19 protein-coding genes and 2 pseudogenes are annotated in these 17,317 nt (G+C 58.1%); 10 read left to right on the top strand and 11 right to left on the bottom strand.

What is annotated here, in order from left to right:
* Positions 1-360: 360 nt before the first annotated feature.
* On the bottom strand, positions 361-879 hold the full coding sequence (locus EI171_RS12345; protein ID WP_202633142.1) for a hypothetical protein: 519 nt from the start codon (positions 877-879) through the stop codon (positions 361-363).
* Positions 880-1,110: 231 nt separating this feature from the next.
* Here EI171_RS12345 and EI171_RS12340 point away from each other — a divergent pair, with 231 nt between their 5' ends.
* Both EI171_RS12340 and EI171_RS12335 read left to right on the top strand, forming a co-directional pair.
* Complete coding sequence (locus tag EI171_RS12340) at positions 1,111-1,374, top strand: hypothetical protein (protein WP_161533465.1); 264 nt, start codon at positions 1,111-1,113, stop codon at positions 1,372-1,374.
* Positions 1,375-1,654: 280 nt separating this feature from the next.
* Positions 1,655-1,851 (top strand): annotated as a pseudogene (locus EI171_RS12335) (GlsB/YeaQ/YmgE family stress response membrane protein); the annotation flags it as partial.
* A gap of 590 nt (positions 1,852-2,441) precedes the next feature.
* On the opposite strand, the gene EI171_RS12330 reads toward EI171_RS12335, so the two are convergent.
* Entirely contained in the window at positions 2,442-2,756 is a 315-nt protein-coding gene (locus EI171_RS12330) for a hypothetical protein (RefSeq protein WP_161533464.1), read from the bottom strand.
* A gap of 910 nt (positions 2,757-3,666) precedes the next feature.
* Between EI171_RS12330 and EI171_RS12325 the strand changes: the two genes are divergently transcribed.
* Positions 3,667-4,140, top strand: coding sequence for a phasin family protein (locus tag EI171_RS12325; protein WP_161533463.1), 474 nt, complete (start codon positions 3,667-3,669; stop codon positions 4,138-4,140).
* 197 nt (positions 4,141-4,337) lie between these two features.
* Here the strand turns inward: EI171_RS12325 and EI171_RS46420 are convergent, their stop codons facing one another.
* From EI171_RS46420 to EI171_RS12305, 5 genes and pseudogenes are all read right to left on the bottom strand, one after another.
* The gene (locus EI171_RS46420; protein ID WP_256380421.1) at positions 4,338-4,463 is read right to left on the bottom strand and encodes a hypothetical protein; all 126 of its coding nucleotides are present in this window, start codon (positions 4,461-4,463) and stop codon (positions 4,338-4,340) included.
* Positions 4,464-4,498: 35 nt separating this feature from the next.
* On the bottom strand, positions 4,499-5,131 hold the full coding sequence (locus tag EI171_RS12320) for a class I SAM-dependent methyltransferase (RefSeq protein WP_161533462.1): 633 nt from the start codon (positions 5,129-5,131) through the stop codon (positions 4,499-4,501).
* 136 nt (positions 5,132-5,267) lie between these two features.
* Positions 5,268-5,861 carry a malonic semialdehyde reductase gene (locus tag EI171_RS12315; RefSeq protein ID WP_161536984.1) on the bottom strand — a complete coding sequence of 198 codons (594 nt, stop codon included), beginning with the start codon at positions 5,859-5,861 and terminating at the stop codon, positions 5,268-5,270.
* Positions 5,862-5,941: 80 nt separating this feature from the next.
* Positions 5,942-6,352 (bottom strand): nuclear transport factor 2 family protein, encoded by a 411-nt coding sequence (locus EI171_RS12310; RefSeq protein ID WP_161533461.1) that lies wholly within the window; start codon positions 6,350-6,352, stop codon positions 5,942-5,944.
* Positions 6,353-6,382: 30 nt separating this feature from the next.
* Positions 6,383-7,116 (bottom strand): annotated as a pseudogene (locus EI171_RS12305) (SDR family NAD(P)-dependent oxidoreductase).
* Positions 7,117-7,393: 277 nt separating this feature from the next.
* On the opposite strand from EI171_RS12305, the gene EI171_RS12300 reads away from it, so the two are divergent.
* A complete protein-coding gene (locus EI171_RS12300) occupies positions 7,394-8,290 on the top strand; it encodes a LysR family transcriptional regulator (protein ID WP_161533460.1) in 897 nt (298 codons plus the stop codon).
* A 235-nt stretch (positions 8,291-8,525) separates the two neighbouring features.
* Positions 8,526-9,287 carry an IS5 family transposase gene (locus tag EI171_RS12295; RefSeq protein WP_161533459.1) on the top strand — a complete coding sequence of 254 codons (762 nt, stop codon included), beginning with the start codon at positions 8,526-8,528 and terminating at the stop codon, positions 9,285-9,287.
* 448 nt (positions 9,288-9,735) lie between these two features.
* Here EI171_RS12295 and EI171_RS12290 read toward each other — a convergent pair whose 3' ends face one another.
* Positions 9,736-10,221: a hypothetical protein gene (locus tag EI171_RS12290; RefSeq protein WP_161533458.1), complete on the bottom strand. Its 486-nt coding sequence runs from the start codon at positions 10,219-10,221 to the stop codon at positions 9,736-9,738.
* Positions 10,222-11,455: 1,234 nt separating this feature from the next.
* Between EI171_RS12290 and EI171_RS12285 the strand changes: the two genes are divergently transcribed.
* The 3 genes from EI171_RS12285 to EI171_RS46715 all read left to right on the top strand — a co-directional run bounded on the left by EI171_RS12285 (position 11,456) and on the right by EI171_RS46715 (position 13,367).
* On the top strand, positions 11,456-11,719 hold the full coding sequence (locus EI171_RS12285; RefSeq protein ID WP_161533457.1) for a hypothetical protein: 264 nt from the start codon (positions 11,456-11,458) through the stop codon (positions 11,717-11,719).
* Positions 11,720-11,830: 111 nt separating this feature from the next.
* Positions 11,831-12,073, top strand: a complete 243-nt coding sequence (locus EI171_RS12280) for a hypothetical protein (protein WP_161533456.1) — start codon at positions 11,831-11,833, stop codon at positions 12,071-12,073.
* Between the two features lie 913 nt (positions 12,074-12,986).
* Complete coding sequence (locus EI171_RS46715; protein WP_135173112.1) at positions 12,987-13,367, top strand: hypothetical protein; 381 nt, start codon at positions 12,987-12,989, stop codon at positions 13,365-13,367.
* Between the two features lie 286 nt (positions 13,368-13,653).
* Here the strand turns inward: EI171_RS46715 and EI171_RS12270 are convergent, their stop codons facing one another.
* On the bottom strand, positions 13,654-13,890 hold the full coding sequence (locus tag EI171_RS12270) for a hypothetical protein (RefSeq protein WP_161533455.1): 237 nt from the start codon (positions 13,888-13,890) through the stop codon (positions 13,654-13,656).
* 412 nt (positions 13,891-14,302) lie between these two features.
* Between EI171_RS12270 and EI171_RS12265 the strand changes: the two genes are divergently transcribed.
* A complete protein-coding gene (locus EI171_RS12265; protein WP_161533454.1) occupies positions 14,303-14,494 on the top strand; it encodes a CsbD family protein in 192 nt (63 codons plus the stop codon).
* Between the two features lie 630 nt (positions 14,495-15,124).
* Positions 15,125-15,763 (top strand): NYN domain-containing protein, encoded by a 639-nt coding sequence (locus EI171_RS12260; RefSeq protein WP_161536983.1) that lies wholly within the window; start codon positions 15,125-15,127, stop codon positions 15,761-15,763.
* A 657-nt stretch (positions 15,764-16,420) separates the two neighbouring features.
* Here EI171_RS12260 and EI171_RS12255 read toward each other — a convergent pair.
* Both EI171_RS12255 and EI171_RS12250 read right to left on the bottom strand, forming a co-directional pair.
* On the bottom strand, positions 16,421-16,840 hold the full coding sequence (locus tag EI171_RS12255; RefSeq protein WP_161533453.1) for a hypothetical protein: 420 nt from the start codon (positions 16,838-16,840) through the stop codon (positions 16,421-16,423).
* 11 nt (positions 16,841-16,851) lie between these two features.
* Complete coding sequence (locus EI171_RS12250) at positions 16,852-17,073, bottom strand: hypothetical protein (protein WP_161533452.1); 222 nt, start codon at positions 17,071-17,073, stop codon at positions 16,852-16,854.
* Positions 17,074-17,317: the final 244 nt, after the last annotated feature.

Raw genomic sequence — 17,317 nt, 5'->3', positions numbered from 1 at the left:
CCAATGCTTGGGTCCAATGATCCTGACGCACATTAAGCCCTCTCGGATCGGATTCGAGATGCGCACGTTTCGGGGCGTCAATTGCGATCACGTCGATAAAGTCGTCTGCGAAGCCCATTCGATGAAGTGGATTTCTTCCGGGCTGCGAGCGCCGGTTTAGATCCCGGGATGGGGATCTGGGCGACGACACAGCCTGTCAGCAGAGAATAGGTTCTCGACAAACATCTGGTGGCGCCATTTTCTCAGCCGTGCGGTGTGTGGCCCTGGGACGCGCTCTCGCGTCAAGTTGGACCACTTGCATCCACGACCGAATGGTAACATTTAAACCGATGACGGCTAGTTGGCTTGCGAACTCGACGCTCAGCGCGATCGCCAAGAAAGCCTCTTTCGCTTCTGCGCAGCCTTAAATTCGAGGACATATCTTTGAACAGCGTGCTGCGCAATGAAGCTCCAACGGCGCATGAGTTGCCACGCCTGCAGAGCTACGACCCAGTCCTGGCCTTGACAAAACCTGTCGTAGCACGAAGCGAAAACAGGAATTGACATAAGCTTATCGCGGCTAACGCAGAAGAGACGTTCAATAAGCAGGAGTTTGAGAAGCTCGCCGACGATGAGGACCATAAGCCCGACAACGATGTGGCCTGTCGCCGTCAGGTAAGCCGCAACAGGCTTAACAGGTTCAAGCAAAATGACCGGCACGATGAACAGCGCCAGAGTAGGATATGGGCGAAGCGACACAATCCACGCTCGCAAGCTTTCGAAAACCCAGCAGTTCGCCAGCCGGCGAAGGACAGGTTTGAAGAGAGTGAAAAAGATGGCGTCCACCAAGAAGTAGATGGCGGCGATCAGAAACACAAAGGGTTTGAATATGCGGCCCAAGCTGGTCCTCCAACGAACCAAAGCACGAACCCATCATTAAGTTCACAAGTTAAAGCGGCGAATTGCAAGACCACAATGGAACCTCAGTTCGGCTCTCCCTATTGCGCGGAGATTCAACGTATGCGCCGCTTCCATTCACGCAAAGCGGTGCTGGCGTGCCGGTGGAAATAGCACTGCCAAGACTGGAACCATTAACGGCAGGTGCCATTGTCCCTTTGAATTTGGGATCAAATGATCAAAACGCTCTCAGCCGTCGCAATTTACGCCTTCATTGCTGCCGCCTTGTTCGTATTGTCTGGATATGCCCCGGAGGTCGAAGTTGGGCAGTCGGCCGCCCTCCAGAAGAGCAACCGGCGTGATATTCATGTTGCCGACACGGGCTGCGCAAAGCAGACTTGGCCTGACTTCAGCGGCTCGTGCCTGCACGGGAATGGCGCGAAACTCGAGGCGCGCCTTGTCAGTGCAGGTCGCGGGTCAGAAAGCGGGTCGAAGTGAGACTTCAAATCGACCGTGTGCGTGCCTCTACCAGCGACCAAAGGGGCGATGGACTGCCTGTTACCCCGACAGGCGAGCTCAACCAATTGCCACGAGGTCGATGGCGTGAGGCTATACCTAGCGCCAAAGCCAATATTCCAACAAGCTGATCAAATTTGCACAGACACCAGGCGGATCAGCTTGCAATACTGCGTCCAAACCAGGATGCCGAGGTGTCACAATGAATATGTCGAGCGAAGGCCTGCTGGTCATACTGTTTGTCGGCCTCGTTGCGGGCTAGTTGGCTGGTCAAATCGTCCAGGGGACCGGTTTTGGAATCATCGGTGACCTCATTGTCGGGATTTTGGGCGCCTTATCGGAAGCTGGTTGTTACCTCAGCTAGGCATCCATCTCGGTACCGGGATGATCAGCGCGATCGTCAACGCCACCATCGGAGCGATATTGCTGCTGCTCATCGTGCGGCTGCTTCGAGGTGGCAGCGGATGGGGAGGTAAGCCAGATCACAGCGGACGGTCGCGAGTCACTCTGCGGGAATGCGTTACTATCGCCGACCCCAATTGCCGCCCACCACGCGACTGTGGACCCGCTCTGAGTGATGCAGCACGCTGCATAATCGCCAATGCGCCGGCTCTCAGGATTCGCCGCAAATTTTTGAACCGATCCTGCTCCTGCAAGCTTCGCCTTATCAGCGAAACTGCTCGACGAATGGCGAAACGTCGGCCCTTTGATCTGACCACCTGAAAAATCGCGGCTGAGCTGACACCAGGATAGCGGCGGAGTCGAACCGAGACTGCACCCGATCATCTCTCTTGGGAGAATGTCATGAACACAAATTTTACGCTTACCTTCCTGTCGTGTGGAGGAATTTTCCTTCTCGCGTTTGTCGCGATCGGGGCGTTTTGGCTTGCGGAACGGTTGCGAGGGACGAACGCCCCTCGCTTGGGAAAGTCGGGATAGATCACATCAGACGCCGACTGAAGCATCGATGTATTCCATTCTAGGATGCACCCCAAAGAAAAGGCCGCGGACTGCTCCGCGGCCGATTTCATAGGATATTTCGTCGTTTCTCAGTAGCGGTCGGTCCCGATTCCGACGCTCACGCCAGGAGCGCTGAAGCCGATACCGCCACGATCTTCATAGCCGCGCCGCTCGATGTAACGCTCGCGAGGAGCATATCCGTAAGCATCGCGCCCGTCGCGGATGATAACATGGCGTTCACCCCGTTCGCGCCAGCAGCGACCGTCTTCATTGCAGACCATGCGAACGTTTTGAATGTTGCTCTCCGGTGCAACTGATACATTGGCGGAAAGCGGGGCAGCTGAAGCAGCGGTCACAAGAAGCGTACTTGCCGCGGCTGCCAGAGTGATTGCGAGAGCCTTCATAGCATTTCCCCAAAAGTGATTGTGTCAGTGAGCCAATCGGCTCGCGGCAGAATGGTTCCGGGAGCCCAGCAGTGAATATTCTCAAATGCAGGATGCAAACCGGGGAGCAGAGATTGAGAGTCATTATGTCATGGCATATTGCGCGCTTTGCCATCTGCGCTTGAACCAGTGACGGCTCAAGGATGGCCGCTATGAGCGACGGTTCACCGCTGTCACGCGATGATTGGCGACCACAACGATTCCTCGTCTGAAGTGGACATGCGATCGAGCTTAACATTCCAAGCTCGGCTTAATGTGAATTCCCTTCCTTGAATGCGTTTGGGAAACTGAAGATCGCATCCGCTAGAAGGAATTCATCCGGGACAGGAAATAGGGTGCGAAGTTCAGCGAGCCAGTTCGCGTATAGCCAGTTCGCGTATGAGGGAGGGTTGAACTTGCCCAAAGGTGTAGCTATCGCTGAACCTGTGCATTTAGCTCGGAGCCTTCAGGCCGGGAGATCGCAGCCACTCGCTCAGGCGCGACCCGGTTTCGGCTTGTCGGGCCTTGCGCATTGTGGCATCCCGAACCGCGCCGGGCGGGAGCAATCTGGCTTGCTCGCACAGGCGGCAGGCCTCGTCGGCAAGGCGTTGCTCCAGGGTGGTTTCAGGTGGTGCATAGCGGCGTCGCTGCTGCATAGGGATGCTCCGTTCCATAGAGGAAGGAGGGAGCGCAATCGGGCGTTCTCGTCACCGATAGAAGCCGATGCCCAGGCGGTGATAGCGACAATCTGGCATGTCCGGCAGCCGGTATACTGGTCAATACCGCTCACATTGCGAAAGTTAAATTCCGCGTTTGGAACGTTAAACTACACAGCATGTTGCCTCGGCGCGGATGACCGTTGTGGTCGCCCAATCATCCCTTGGAGTGTCAGATGAGCAAACGTAAGCCGGCAACGGCGTCAAAGCACGCCCACAGCACGAAAATAGCTGCCCAAAGGGCCAATCATGCTATTACTAGAAGCCCGAAAATAAGCCCCCTGCGCTCGGTTGCGGCAGGCTCGACTGAATCGTCCCATGAACGTCAAAACGACTCAAAACAAGAGCCCCTCCTTGTTGAGACACCGGCGACAACCTTACAAGATCACCGCAAACAGACGATGACGGATAACGATTCAAAGAAAGGAACTGATTCTTCTTCAGCCACGTCAAACTTGCGGGCTTATCAAACAAAGCTGCTGGAAATGGCACAAGCCAACATGCAATTGGCTTTTGAATTCGCCCAGAGGCTTGCGACGATCAGGTCGCCCGTTGAAATTCTCAGCGTCATTGCAGAATTCACAAGCAAGCGGATCGCCATGTTTCAGAAGTATTCGATAGAAATGGCCGAATTAGGTACCAAGCGGTGAAACAGCCTAAGACCAAGACCACCTAGCTAGGCCGTGAACCCATAAATCGGCCGAGCCGACAACTCGCGAGGGTTCGCTATGCCCCGGTAGCGATCAACTTCCGCATCGCAGCGTAATGATGCGATGGGCCACTACCAGAAATCAAGCCATGTCTGCGCCGCCCCGTCATCTTGCGCTCAATTCTTTCGATACGCGCCTCACAGCGCTTCAGCGGCCTTCGCTGCCATCGTCGCGTGGGGCCACCGGACGAGCTCATCCAAAGCCGACTTCTTGGCGGCAAGCAGGGTTGCCTCGATGTCTTCGATGGGCTCGTTTGCACCCATTGGGGAGGTCGACATGAAGTCGGCGCCGGGACCTGTCAGGGTTTCACGAACCGATAGGCGAAGCGATCGGTCTCGCCCTTGATCGAGGGATCGAAAACCTTGACCGAGTGCGGATCGTCTTTGTTCGCGAGCATGGTGCTTTCCGCGTCCAGTACGAAGCCGGCCGCCTCCACCTCCGCGCGAACGGATGCAGGGTCGATCCGATGCAGCGACTGGGCGTCGCTCGTGCCCACTCCGACGGCGGCGGCGTGGTCGACGATGACGTAGGACCCACCGGGCTTCAGCCGCTCGTAGACAGCTCGATTGAACTGGGCCGCCGTCGCGCCCCTGGCCTGGATCAGTTCAGTGTGGAGATCGTGGTAGAACAGGTGCAGCCACAGGACATCGGCTGGTTGCGTGGCCTCCGGCATCGCGACCAAGTCCGTCGAGACGGCTTCGACGTTCTCTCGGCCCGGCTCCTTCCCAAGCGTCCGCATGCGGCCGACCGGATCGTTCTTGAAGTGGGCGACTTCGGCCGGCACGAAGCTGTAGACCCGTCCTTCGGGTCCCACGATGTCGGAGAAGAGACGGGTCCAGTCGCCGTCGCCTGGGTAAACGTCGATGACAGTGGAACCCGCATTTACGCGAGCGAACCGGATCAACTCGGATAGCTTGGATTGGTCGTACATCGGGATCTCCATTACGGTTGGGCATTCGACGAGCGCGCGGCCTGCGAGGCGGCGATCTACGGCTCATTCACCGTCGACCCCGAACCGGTGGCCGCAGACGGCCAGCGGTTTCGCTGTTCGCTCCGAAGCCATGGACTTAGGCCCAGCGGCCGGCCTCCTCAAAGCCAAGGCGAGGATTGCGCGGGAACACGGTAGCTGGATCGCCGTGCCCAATGCTGCAGATGAAGTTCGACCGAACCCGCGTGCCTGAGAAGAACGCCTTATCCACGCCGGCGTTGTCGAAGCCGGACATGGGCCCGCAGTCCAGTCCCAACGCCCGCGCAGCGACGATGAGGTAAGCGCCCTGCAGCGTTCCGTTTCGCATTGCCGTCACTTCGGCCACGTCTGGTGCCGCAAAGTATTTCTGCATGACCTCGGCAGCGTGAGGCAAAAGCTTTGGCAGCTCGCCGGCGAAATCCAAATCGTGGCCGATAATGACCGTGACAGGAGCCTTCAGAATCTTCGGCTTGTTCGTTTCCGCAGCAAGCCCGGCGAGCGTCGCCTTTCCATCGGGGCTACGCACCCAGACAAACCGCGCGGGGCTACTGTTCGCAGATGTCGGGCCCCATTTCAGGAGGTCATAGATTTCGCGTACCAGATCGTTCCCTACAGGACGATCTGCCCATCCGTTGGGGGTGCGAGCGGAGCGGAAGATCTGATCAAGCGACTGATCGTTTAAAGTGGAAGTCATAGATGGGAGCCCTTTCAGGAAATGGATGTTGGTCGGCACAACATCGTGTCATGCCATCACGACTCACACGTCGAACTTGACTAGGTCCTTGCGTCGATCTGCGAGGCCCGCGCCAGTGCTTGCGTGTCGATGTACTCCTGGATGCGGGCGACTTTGCCGTCTCGAACGGTAATGTCGAAGACCCACTCGTCCTTGAACGGCCTATTCGTGGCTTTGATTTTTCCCGTTGCGACGCCGACGACCATAACCCGGTCTACCTGCGCCACGAATTCGGGGGGCTTGGGGTACTGCGTTTCCACCTCTTCGGACGCCTTCTTGAGCACAGCCGCCAACTCCGCGTGCCCGCGGTGCGTCCCTGCCAGCGGCCAGCCTTCGCCCGGAATGATCCACTCGATATCTTCGGCAGCCAACGCCAGCAGATCGTACGCGTTGCTGCTGCCCATGGCTGCAAAGAAATTCTTCACAAGCTGGACATTCTCTTCGGTGCTCATCGTATCTCTCCGTTTTCGCTCGGCGCGAATTCAGATGGCCGAGAAGCCGCCGTCGACGGACAACTCCACCCCGTTCACGAAGCTCGAATCGTCTGAAGCAAGAAACAGCGCGGCTGCCGCAATTTCCTCGGGACGCCCCATCTTTCCCCGCGGGATCAGGGATTCGAACATCCGCTTCGCTTCCTCGGTGAGAACCTGGTCCTGCATCGGTGTGGCGATCGCCCTGGGTGCAGCACGTTCACCCGGATATTCCTGCCCTTGAGTTCGTTGAGCCACCCGCGTGCGAATGCGTGCAGCGCCGCCTTGCTCGCCGCATACACGCTGTAGCCAGGAAAACCTTTGATCGAAGCAACTGACCCGGTCATGAAGATCGATCCGCCGTCGTTGAACAGCGGCAACGCTTTCTGGACCGTAAACAGCGTGCCGCGCGTATTCAGGCCGAAGGTCGCGTCGAAATGCTGCTCGGTAATCTCGCCCAGTGGGACGGCTTCGCCCGTGCCAGCGCTCGCGTACAGGATGTCGATCCTGCCCTTTTCCCGCTTGACCGTGTCGAACAGACGGTCGAGGTCGTCGAGATTGGCCGCGTCGCCGCGCACGCCGGTCACGTTCCGGCCGATCAGCTTTACGGCCTGGTCCAGCGCCTCCTGTTTCCGGCCCGTGATGAAAACATAGGCGCCTTCTTCAACGAACCGCTGGGCGCTCGCCAGCGCCATGCCGCTCGATCCACCCGTGATGACTGCAACCTTACCTTCAAGCTTTCCCATGACTGCTTCCTTCGAGGCTTCCGCCTCTGATCGTTTGGGGACGCCCCCGAGAACCTCGACATAGGTCCGCCGGGGTCAGGCGTTGAGTGCGGAAAAGCGCACATCGGTGGTGCGAAAACGATCCGGGTCGACGATTGATGTCGGCCGCGATGATCGGTGGTTGCCGGTGAATTAGGCCGGACTCGTCACCGCAAGCTATGATTTCAGCCAATACTGGCATACGATCCGTTAGATACGGGCTTTTGGGAAGGCGCACCGCGTGGTGCTGGATTGCACCATGATCGACTGGGATGACATTCGCTACTTTCTTGCCGTCTCGCGCGGAGGCTCGGTGCGGGCTGCCGCCAAGAGCCTTGGTGTGAACCACGCGACCGTACTGCGACGCATCGCCCAGCTTGAGGAACGCCTCGGGGCGCTCATGTTCGAAAAGCTGCCCGCGGGCTACCGCCTGACGGCTGCGGGCGAGGAAGTCCTCGAGTTCGCGGACCAGATGGAAGCGTCGTCGCACCAGTTGGAGACGCGCGTCTTCGGGCGCGACCAGAGTGTGCGTGGGCGTCTGCGGGTGACGCTGGCGCCGCCGCTCGCGACACACCTGCTCATGCCTGATTTCGCGGATTTCGCGCGTCTGCATCCGGACATCGAGATGGAAATCTTGTCGTCCGGCGAGCTGGCAAATCTTACTAACCGAGAGGCCGACGTCGCGATCCGCGTCGTCTACGACCGCAAAACCCTGCCGCACAATCTTCACGGCTTGAAGGGACCGGATCTGTTCGGCGGCGTCTACATCTCCCGCGACCGACTAGCCGCGTGGCAAGCGGGTGCGCCGGATCCCATCCGTTGGATCGTCATAAGCAGCCATGGCATCCCGGACTGGGCCCGCGAGAGTGAAGTTCGCACCACAGGGGTTCCGTTCAGGACCACGGACGGCGAGGCGCAGATCGTTGCAGTACGACAAGGGCTCGGGATGACGATACTGCCGTGCTTCGTTGGAGGTGCCGACCCTCTGCTGGAGAGGGTGCCGGGCACCGGCCTGCACATGCATGGAACGCTCTGGCTTCTCACGCAGGGGGAGACACGCAAGACGAAGCGCGTGCGGCTCTTCACTGAATTCGTATCCCGCAGGCTCGCCGCGTACGCTCCGCTTCTCGCGGGGCAGTCCATATTGCGCGACTGACGCCCGGCAGGTCGCCGGCGACGCTTCGCGGTGGACAAGTGCCTGCAAGCGGACATCCCCAACGTCCGACATGCGGGCATTCGCGACGGGGCCGGACCACCAGAAAGCCGGCAATGTCCCTTATGCCTGCATGAAGCGGCAGAAATCAAAGCATTAGCAGGACCGCGACCGGCCACCGGGGGTTGGTGGCGCTGCTCTAAGCGTAATTCAAGCTCCGAAACCGGAGCCTCGAATCATGCGCTACGAACTCAGCGACTACGAATGGACCGCAATCAAACCGATGCTGCCGAACAAACCGCGTGGGGTTCGGCGCGTAAACGACCGTCGCGTGCTCAGTGGCATTTTCTGGGTCCTCCGCTCAGGTGCTCCGTGGCGCGACCTGCCAGAGACCTATGGTCCCCGCACCACTTGTTACAATCGCTTCGTGCGGTGGCGACGGGCTGGCGTCTGGGACCGGATCATGGATGCGCTGGCCGCCGGTCATGATGCGGCAGTGCAGATGATCGATACCTCCGCTGTGCGCGTGCACCAGCACGGCGCGTGTATCTCGGACAACAATCACCAAGCTATGGGTCGCTCGCGAGGCGGCCTCACGAGCAAGATTCACGCGGTGGTCGACACCAATGGTCTGCCGGTCCACCTCGCGCTCACGCCCGGTGAAGCGCATGACAATCGGCTGTGTTCGGTTCTCCTCAGCGCCTTGCTCCCACAAACGATGTTACTCGCGGATCGTGGATACGACGCGGACTGGATCAGGGAGCTTGCCCGCCAGCAAGGAGCATGGGCGAACATTCCGCCGAAACGAAATCGCAAAGACCCGATCTGCTTCAGCCCTTATCTGTATCGCGCGCGGAACTTGATCGAACGGTTCTTCAACAAAATCAAGCAATGTCGGCGTGTCGCAACCCGATATGACAAACTAGCGGCCAACTATCTGGCGTTCGTCAAGCTCGCATCAATCCGAATTTGGTTGCGTGCTAACGAGTCCACGCCCTAGTTTTTGAGCGCCTTCCCGAAGCTTTGGCCACCGCCAGAGCAGGACAGTTGTCGGTCGGGATAAGATCCCGAGACGGTATGAAAAAGTGAATACTTTAGTGTGCTGCTTGGGCGGCCTAGTCATAAAGCATTGAATCTGACTGTTATTGTGCTGTTTTAGCTGCGAATTGGCCTTCACGTAGTTTAGAAATCCCGGACAATCGTTGGCGAAAGCGCTCGCCGGAAAAATCATGAAGATTGAAAGAATAAGCTTCATTAATATCTCCTCTTATGTTCGATCGCGACCGCGCAGGCCGAGGGAAATAGAAAATCGCCAACGCTCGCACGTTTGTGAAGCAGTTCACAAACGCATGAAAAGCCCGCCAGCGTGAAGACACAGGCGAGACAGGCGATGTGCACCAACTCATTCATGTCGTGCGCTGTACTCAGCAATCGCCTTGCGAGCGTCCTCAGCCGACTGTCAAAACTATCCAGGATACGGATGCGGCAAAGAATGCTTGCGAGCTGATGCCGAGCGGCCAGCTAAGCGTCCGCTTCGTGTGGGCCCATCTATGGAAACGTTGCAAGGTCGTCAGGGGCTGTTTCGGAAACATTCTATGCGCGACCCGTAAGGGATCGGGCGACATTCCTGCAATGGCGCCGAGCACGATCACCCCAGTCGTCGCGGGGGTCGCGAAAAGCCAAATTGTCATCAATAGACCCACGCAAGCATCGAAGCCGATAAGCGCCAAATCGTAAAAAAGCCTTGGATCCACTAGCAGGCCGCGATTGTTGGCATCACGCTTTAATTTGATCGCTCGAAGTGGATAGTCCCAGTGCGGGATCGCATCGATCGCAAAGTGGCTTGCAAAGGCCGTGACCGTAACGAGGACTGGGTGCGACGGGAACAGGCTAGCGATGGCGCCGCCGACAACTGCGTGAGTGCTTAAAATCATATCTCGTCGGCTCGTATGCTGCTCATTGCCCCATCTCTTAGCACGCTCCCCGCAGAGAAGCAGGGATCGGCATCGCGTTTCGCCTGGCTGGTTCCTGACCGGCGAGACAAGGGGAAATGTCCCCGCCGGTCGCAATTCGAAGGTGGATGCCTATGTTCGGCCTATGCGTTTCGAGTTTTGCCTACCGACGCTCGGCGAGGCGGTTCCCGCCGGCGCCGAGTGGTTTCATGAAATAAAACACGATGGATATCGCCTGCGGCTTTAGCGGGATGGCGACTGCGTGCGGCGGGTCACCAAGGGTGGTTATGACTGGACGAAGCGTTTCCATGGCTTGTGGAAGTCGCACTGAAAGCATCGGGGCTGGAATGCAAGCCGTAGGCGCTCGTCTTGCGACGGAACGGAGATCGCTGCACCGATCGTGCGCAACGGTAGCAGCGCAGGCCGCAGGCGCCGCTCAAATGCGGCGCTTGCCGCCGTTTCAACGACAAGAGGAGTACCCCTAATGCGCCAAATTCCAGAATGCTAATGTTCGAGAACAGACAGACGGCAGCGTGAGCTTTTGTAAAGTAGGCCCATTGCGGCGTACCAGAGCATATTCCCGATGAAGCCCGGCCTTCGTGCCGGGCTTTTGGTTTGCCAGGCCGGGGGCCAAAAAAGGGGCAAGGCCGCCCCCCCGAATATGCCACGGCGGGATCCTGAAACCATTTTGCCAGCTCCGCGAAGCACTCCCGAAACAAAGCCTGATCAAGCTCGCGTACATTGGCCAACGGGGATTCGATCATGTGGGCATTCATTGAAGAATTGTATCGAGACTATTGCCTGACGCGGGTGCAGGAGATCCGGAAGTTCGAACTGTCCCACTGAGCCCGCGGGAACGGTGCCTCTTATTTGCGCGAGATGCCCAACATTCCCGCCCTCCGAAAGCTTCAATCCAACGTTCTATCAAAGCGGGTCCTTGGCACGACACCTCGCAAGAGCCTCGCGGCATCCATCTGCACGGCCCCTGTCGCGTGCACCGGCAGGGGCTTGTTTACATTGGCACTCTCGCGCGCGGAGGAATGGCGGCGTCTACGGGAGGCAATAGCGCGCGACGTCCGGGCCATCATCGATCGACAATTTGCAGAATGCTCACCGGGCCACTTTCATCGCGGCATGGCAGACCTATTGCCTCTGGATCCAGACTCAGATCTCGTTCCGTTCATTTCGACCAAATTGCTTTTCCGGGGGATCTATCGTGAACGGCGAAGCCGGATGCATGGTTTGTAACCAACCTCGAGTGCTCAAGGTCCTTTTTCCCGGCAAAGGTTACGAGCTGAAGCTCTATGAATGCACCAGCTGCGGCGGCAATCTGCGGCTAGCTACCAGAGTTTCCAAATTATCGCCCAAGCGGCAGAGCGGACTATCTCCTCGCGGCACGCGTTTCAAGACCATCGATGCGGCGCTGAAAAGGGCCGCTCGTGCGGCAGTTGCGCCAAAACTGAAAGGCCCGCCAGCGTGAACCGCCGGTCCTCGGAAGTGTTTGCAGCGCCCGTTAGGGGATTTGGGAAGTGCCTGTAGGCAAACTGCTCTCGAAGCTGCTCCTGCAGGCCTGGATAGAGGATCAACGATAATGGACACTCGTTCCGGTCTCCTAAGCGAGCAAGAAACCGCCGTGAAGCATCTCTTGAGGCAAGCGGTCAAGCGCCACCGCCCAAGCAGAGCCTATTCGGTCATCGTCCGTCACGGCACCGAGACCGATGCAAACCGCGAGTTTGCGTCGGATCGCGAGGGCGATGCGGTCGCATGGTTTTTGGGCGCGCTCCCAATATTTGTGATCATTCATGTAATCTGCGTGAAAATCGGCGCGATCTAGAAAGGAAAGTCATGCGCGATGATAGGCTTTCGCTATCGGTGTTCACAATCGAGGTCGATCGAAGGCCGGTTGTTGCCTTCGCTGCTCGAAAATATTCGGATGCTGAGGCGATCTGTGCCGACCAAAGAATACGCACCAAACTCAACGCGGCGCGGTCGGGCGGAAAGCCTCTCTGCGACGAATTGGCTACATTGCGCGTTCGACTTGCCAATCCCGGAGAAAAGAACCGCTACCGAGAGCAGACTTCAGCGCGATCTGCAGATGCTGGTCTGCCAATATATTTGGTCGATCTAGATCGGTAGCTGATTGGAAATTAGCCAAAGCGAAAGCCGCAAAGCGTCGCTCCCATGCTCGTCTCCAGACAGCGCAGAATTGCGCTGTGGAAGAGCGCGCTTGAGTCGATGCGGGATCGTGACGGGGCTTCATGTCCCAGCTGCGGCCCACTATCTCTGCAGCTGTTTCTTGAGTAGGGCTCTCCCCGCCCCTGTCAGGATCTTGCGGCGGGTCAACGGCTTTTCCACACCTCTCGATCCGCAGTAGCTCGCGCGCGTTCCGAGGCCCAAGGTGGCTTGGACTAATTGATAGCCACTCGAAAGACGGCCCCGGCCGCGGGGGGCTTTTGAGGTGTGAAGGCGGGGGCCGCTCGAGGTGCTGAACTGCGTCGGTCCAGCGACCCAAGCCTAGGAAAATTCGGCATTCAGCTCTGTTCGCCTTCACACTTTGACAGTACGGTTCCCCTCAGGGAACGGAATAGCTGCAATGAAGGCTCAGTTGGAAAAGCTCCGCACAGAGGCCGCCAAGTGCGCCCTCACCCTCGTGAAACTTGGGTGCGATCGATCTTCAAAGAATTACAGAAACTAGGAAACAGCGGGTCCTTCTCACGTTGTTGAGCAAACCACCTGAGGAGGAAAGCATGCGTCGAATCGCACTTGCAGCAATCGTTCTTGCCGCTGGCCTGACGCCAGTGGTGGCTCAACAGACCTCGCCAAACATGCAAAACGAAGCCGATAAAGGCATCAAGACTCAAAACTCCGGTGCGTCGGGTTACGTCGGTGAACAGGACAGACCAGGTTCCGCAGCGCAAATGCCTGGCAGTAGCTCGGGTCGCGCCGATTCCACGACGACAACACCTAGCGCTCAAAATTCCGGAACAGGAATTGCCGGAGCACCGGGTGGCAAAAGCGGCCCCTCTCCAAAAGGTACTGTCGGTCAGAACACGTCGACCCAGCAACAGGACTCATCGAATATCAAAGGTCTGCCGGGAAACAAGAGCGGCCCGCCCGCTAAACGTTGACGGTTCGTTGCTCGAAGGCGCGTGGCATAGTCGCCACGCGTCTTGATCGGTCCTAGACCGGCAAATTGTCTGTGATGCCGGGCGGCAGATCATCTGGCTGCGACCGCCCCGTCAGAAGCTGCTTCTCGGCTGCATATCAGAAGCGATCCACGTCTCCGCTTGGCTTGCCCGCAGCACGCCAAACCTCGCAGGCACGAATACGAATGTCCTCCTGACCTAAGTTGGGCGTCGGTTGTTCCTACCCACTGGTGCAAACCTTGGCTCCAGACGCTCTCGCGGTTGATATTCAGTGTCGCTGGAGAGCGTATCGACGTTTTAATCTTTCGGTTGTCGTCCGAGCAGCATAATTGATGCGGTCAATGTCGGCGCCATCGGCCGCAGTAACGTTCAAATGCCAATTCATAGTGTTCGGGTCGTCCTCATCGCATTCAACTTCAACCGCGATAACCAATTCGCCGCCCGGAAAGCTCCGGATCTCCTGCAGGGCAATTAACTCCAGGTCTTTCCTTGACATACTGGCCATTGCGAGGCTCCGCGCGCCCACCTCTCAATCAACACGCCGCGTTCTTGCCTCGTTCCTAAAATGCGAAAAAGTCAGCCATGCCGTCTTATCGTACACTGGGCCAATAAAGCGGGTCTGCCGCTCGCCCGGGAAAACTTGCAGCGCCCACTCACCGATGGGACTTGTAAAACGCTTGCGCGTTCGCCTTTTCGTCCATGCATTGTGTCCTTTCAACCGCGCATCAAATGCCTTCCGAGTGGCGATCCAAATCCCCGGCTGTCGGCTTATCCCTTAAAATGGCGCACAAGCTGACATTGCCGAGGTCTGAGAACGGCCAAATTCAGAAGCCTTCGTGTGCAAGACTGCTAGTTCTCCGAGGAACTACTTCGAAAGGCTTTCGTTGTGCTGGTCTTCCGGACAAAGGAAGACGATAATGGACCGCGAACATGTGAAGGACGCCGCCGACAAGGTAAAAGGCGCCATCAAAGAAGGTGCCGGCAAGCTCAGTGGCGACAAGCACATCGAAACCGAAGGCAAGATCGATAAGGCCAAGGGATCCGCCCACAACGCCGTGGGAGATGTGAAGGATGCAGCGCGGGACGCCGCTGACGCCCTCAAGAAATAAGCAAAGAGAGGACCAAAAAACCAGCCACCTCCGGGCGGTCTTTTCTTTTTCTACTGGGCGGTCTGATAGCTCGCCGGATCGTGGCGGAAGGCGACCTGATACCGCCGCTCTAAGAGGATGCGTCGTTGCATCGGGCGTCGCGCCCTATGAGCAGGACCTCTTGTTGGAGTGCTTCAATCCGGTGGACTGATAGGATGCCGAAAGCAGCAGCAGAAAAAGCGCCCTGGCCGCTTTGTATCTGGCGGCGGCGCGGCTGCCCTCCCGACCTGAGACTATGGTCGTTCCGTCGCTGGTGCATACGCACCAGCTCCATCTTCGGCCCCGCGGCGCGAGAGCGATATCAAAGAGCTTGAACTGGCCAGTCATTGCACTGCAAAAGATTGTGGATAGGCCAAGAATAATCGACAGCGCTGACCCCGTCCACAGCGACAGAAAATCCCCTAAATACCGCTGGGAGCTTTCGGAGCCTTCGGGTGTTACGAATTAATTATGGCTACAGCAAAACTGTTTGAAGGTTGAAGGACCCGAGTATAGCATCGGGGCTTAGGGCTCTGATGAGGACTTTGGAAGTGCCGCCTCATTGGCGGGTTGACGTGCACATCCCGCAGCTTGGCACTTCAAGCTTCAGAGATCAAAATGTCATCCACCAGCAAGATTGTGCTCTTCATCGATGGAGCCAATCTCTATGCCACGGCGAAAACGCTGGGTTTCGACATCGATTACAGGCGCCTGCTGACTGAATTTCATAGCCGCGGGTCGGTTCTCCGCGCGTTCTACTACACCGCTATCATCGAGGACCAGGAATACTCTTCGATCCGTCCCCTGATCGACTGGCTCGACTACAACGGGTACACCGTGGTCACCAAGGCCACGAAGGAATTCATCGACGGCAGCGGCCGCCGCAAGGTCAAGGGCAACATGGACATCGAGCTCGCGGTGGACGCCATGGAGCTCGCCGAGCACATCGACCAGATGGTGCTGTTCTCCGGTGATGGCGATTTCCGCTCTCTGGTTGAAGCCGTGCAGCGGCGTGGTGTGCGGGTCACCGTTGTATCAACAATTGCGAGCCAGCCGCCGATGATCGCCGATGAGTTGCGCCGCCAGGCCGACTTGTTCACCGACCTCGTCGAGCTGCGATCCAAGATCGAGCGGCCCGCCTCTGAACGAGCTGCCCCGCGCGAGCGTGAGGTGCGTCAATCCGCGCCGCAATCTTTGCAGCGCGTGACGGCTGTGCCACCCAAGGGAAATGATAGCGTTCTTGAGGAATGATCTCGAAGTGCCAGTGAGCAGCGGCAGGCGGTGGCCCTTAGCCGCCACCCAATTGACCAGCGAAATGTCTGCTCACATGCACCTCGCAGGCATGGTGCTTATTGTCGGCGCAAGCACGTTCGACCGTCTGCTTGCTGCATCGGCTTTGATGATATGGCGGACGCCCTGTTCAAGGATGAGCACACCGAAGGCGCGTTCGCCCTACACAGCGAATATCGCCTTAAGCATAAAGGGGCGAGAACAATTCAGTTGCCGCGGCAGCTCATCAGTTAGGGGTGCAGAAGGGTCAGCGATGAATACTCACCGTACAGTATTAGCTATCTTTGCTGCAGCTTTCGTTATTGCAGTTGTCACAGCGTTTTTGACGATCTTGCACAATGTCGACCCTCGCAGCGCCAGCACGGAAGCGCCGCCGGGCACGATAGGTTTGGCTCGACCCCATCCGCCCTTGCCACCGCATGCCGGCCAGAATTAAATCGTGCTTCTATCGGCGGCTCTGAATTCGGGCCGGATCAAAATGAATCCACCGCGTCGGCTGAATTTAGGCCGCATAGCGACCCTCGTCACGGCCAAGCGGCGGCAAGAAGCTAGCGGCCAAGGCGCCGCAGAAAGGAGCCTAGCTAGAACGGCTCCGTTGCGGTCTAGGCGAGGTTAGGCTTACCCGAGAGGCCGTGCTTGCCTGAAATGGAAACCGTTAGGTGCGAACTTCCGGGCCACAGCGCGAACCTCACCCTCGCATGTTTCCAGCGCGATCTTTTGGGCGAGTATGACGTCTCCGATCGGCAGAGCGCCGATCGGCATGAAACACAACCCCACCTGTATGCGACCTCTCTCGTCGATCTCGCACACGTTGACCGAGGCCCCGGCGTGGATCCTGTATCGAATGCCGCTGTCGCTCCCGATCACCTCAAAGTAGCCCTTCCTGGCGAACTGTTCACGCTGGGCTGGCGACATCCATTCCCGCAAGAGTTGCAGCGACCGGCCCTCCGGCGTGCCCTCGGCGCCGTGCCGGATGAAGAGCGCTCTCGCCGCCTTCATTCGGGAGCGGCCGCCCCGCGAAGGTCGAAATCCGAACATGACCGTCTCGGTTATCCACCGTCCAATCTGGGGAAGAAGACGGTTTCCTTCACAGTTGGGTCGAACGATCGGATCTGCGAGACCTGACCTGGACCCGAACGGACCGACGCGGCAAAGCCGGCATTGGTGAGCTCGTAGAACCGCTGCTCCGCTCTTGCCAGATCTTGTGCGTCGTCGGCATTGAAATGATGTCGGCTGTCGCCGCTGCGATCCATCACGATCTGGATTACCATGATCGTCCTCCTCGGATTGCTGGTGGCCAAGGATCTCAACCAAGTATCTGGCCGAAGTCACGAACTTGCAAGACTTCTTCAACGGCGGCCTACCGCGAGCGAGCCTCTGCCCCCACGGCGTCAGCGCAATCAATGATCCCCAAGCCTAAGCGGCGCCGTCGCCAGGATACCCTCGCCCAGCCTTTCGACAAGTGGCAGTGCATCAAGTAGCCGGCGGACGTTCAGGAAAAATCCATCGACACAT

It is taken from the genome of Bradyrhizobium sp. LCT2, assembly GCF_009931255.1.
GTDB classification, from domain to species: Bacteria; Pseudomonadota; Alphaproteobacteria; order Rhizobiales; family Xanthobacteraceae; genus Bradyrhizobium; species Bradyrhizobium diazoefficiens.
Note: the sequence above shows the minus strand (reverse complement) of the source record. Positions and strands in the feature narration are given on the sequence as shown.

Bases quoted from the DNA above. Each gene is read 5' to 3' on its own strand.
- EI171_RS12340 (WP_161533465.1), top strand. From the start codon at position 1,111: ATGATCAAAACGCTCTCAGCCGTCGCAATTTACGCCTTCATTGCTGCC.
- EI171_RS12330 (WP_161533464.1), bottom strand. From the start codon at position 2,756: ATGAAGGCTCTCGCAATCACTCTGGCAGCCGCGGCAAGTACGCTTCTT.
- EI171_RS12325 (WP_161533463.1), top strand. From the start codon at position 3,667: ATGAGCAAACGTAAGCCGGCAACGGCGTCAAAGCACGCCCACAGCACG.
- EI171_RS46420 (WP_256380421.1), bottom strand. From the start codon at position 4,463: ATGGGTGCAAACGAGCCCATCGAAGACATCGAGGCAACCCTGCTTGCC.
- EI171_RS12320 (WP_161533462.1), bottom strand. From the start codon at position 5,131: ATGTACGACCAATCCAAGCTATCCGAGTTGATCCGGTTCGCTCGCGTA.
- EI171_RS12315 (WP_161536984.1), bottom strand. From the start codon at position 5,861: ATGACTTCCACTTTAAACGATCAGTCGCTTGATCAGATCTTCCGCTCC.
- EI171_RS12310 (WP_161533461.1), bottom strand. From the start codon at position 6,352: ATGAGCACCGAAGAGAATGTCCAGCTTGTGAAGAATTTCTTTGCAGCC.
- EI171_RS12300 (WP_161533460.1), top strand. From the start codon at position 7,394: ATGATCGACTGGGATGACATTCGCTACTTTCTTGCCGTCTCGCGCGGA.
- EI171_RS12295 (WP_161533459.1), top strand. From the start codon at position 8,526: ATGCGCTACGAACTCAGCGACTACGAATGGACCGCAATCAAACCGATG.
- EI171_RS12290 (WP_161533458.1), bottom strand. From the start codon at position 10,221: ATGATTTTAAGCACTCACGCAGTTGTCGGCGGCGCCATCGCTAGCCTG.
- EI171_RS12280 (WP_161533456.1), top strand. From the start codon at position 11,831: ATGGACACTCGTTCCGGTCTCCTAAGCGAGCAAGAAACCGCCGTGAAG.
- EI171_RS46715 (WP_135173112.1), top strand. From the start codon at position 12,987: ATGCGTCGAATCGCACTTGCAGCAATCGTTCTTGCCGCTGGCCTGACG.
- EI171_RS12270 (WP_161533455.1), bottom strand. From the start codon at position 13,890: ATGGCCAGTATGTCAAGGAAAGACCTGGAGTTAATTGCCCTGCAGGAG.
- EI171_RS12265 (WP_161533454.1), top strand. From the start codon at position 14,303: ATGGACCGCGAACATGTGAAGGACGCCGCCGACAAGGTAAAAGGCGCC.
- EI171_RS12255 (WP_161533453.1), bottom strand. From the start codon at position 16,840: ATGTTCGGATTTCGACCTTCGCGGGGCGGCCGCTCCCGAATGAAGGCG.
- EI171_RS12250 (WP_161533452.1), bottom strand. From the start codon at position 17,073: ATGGTAATCCAGATCGTGATGGATCGCAGCGGCGACAGCCGACATCAT.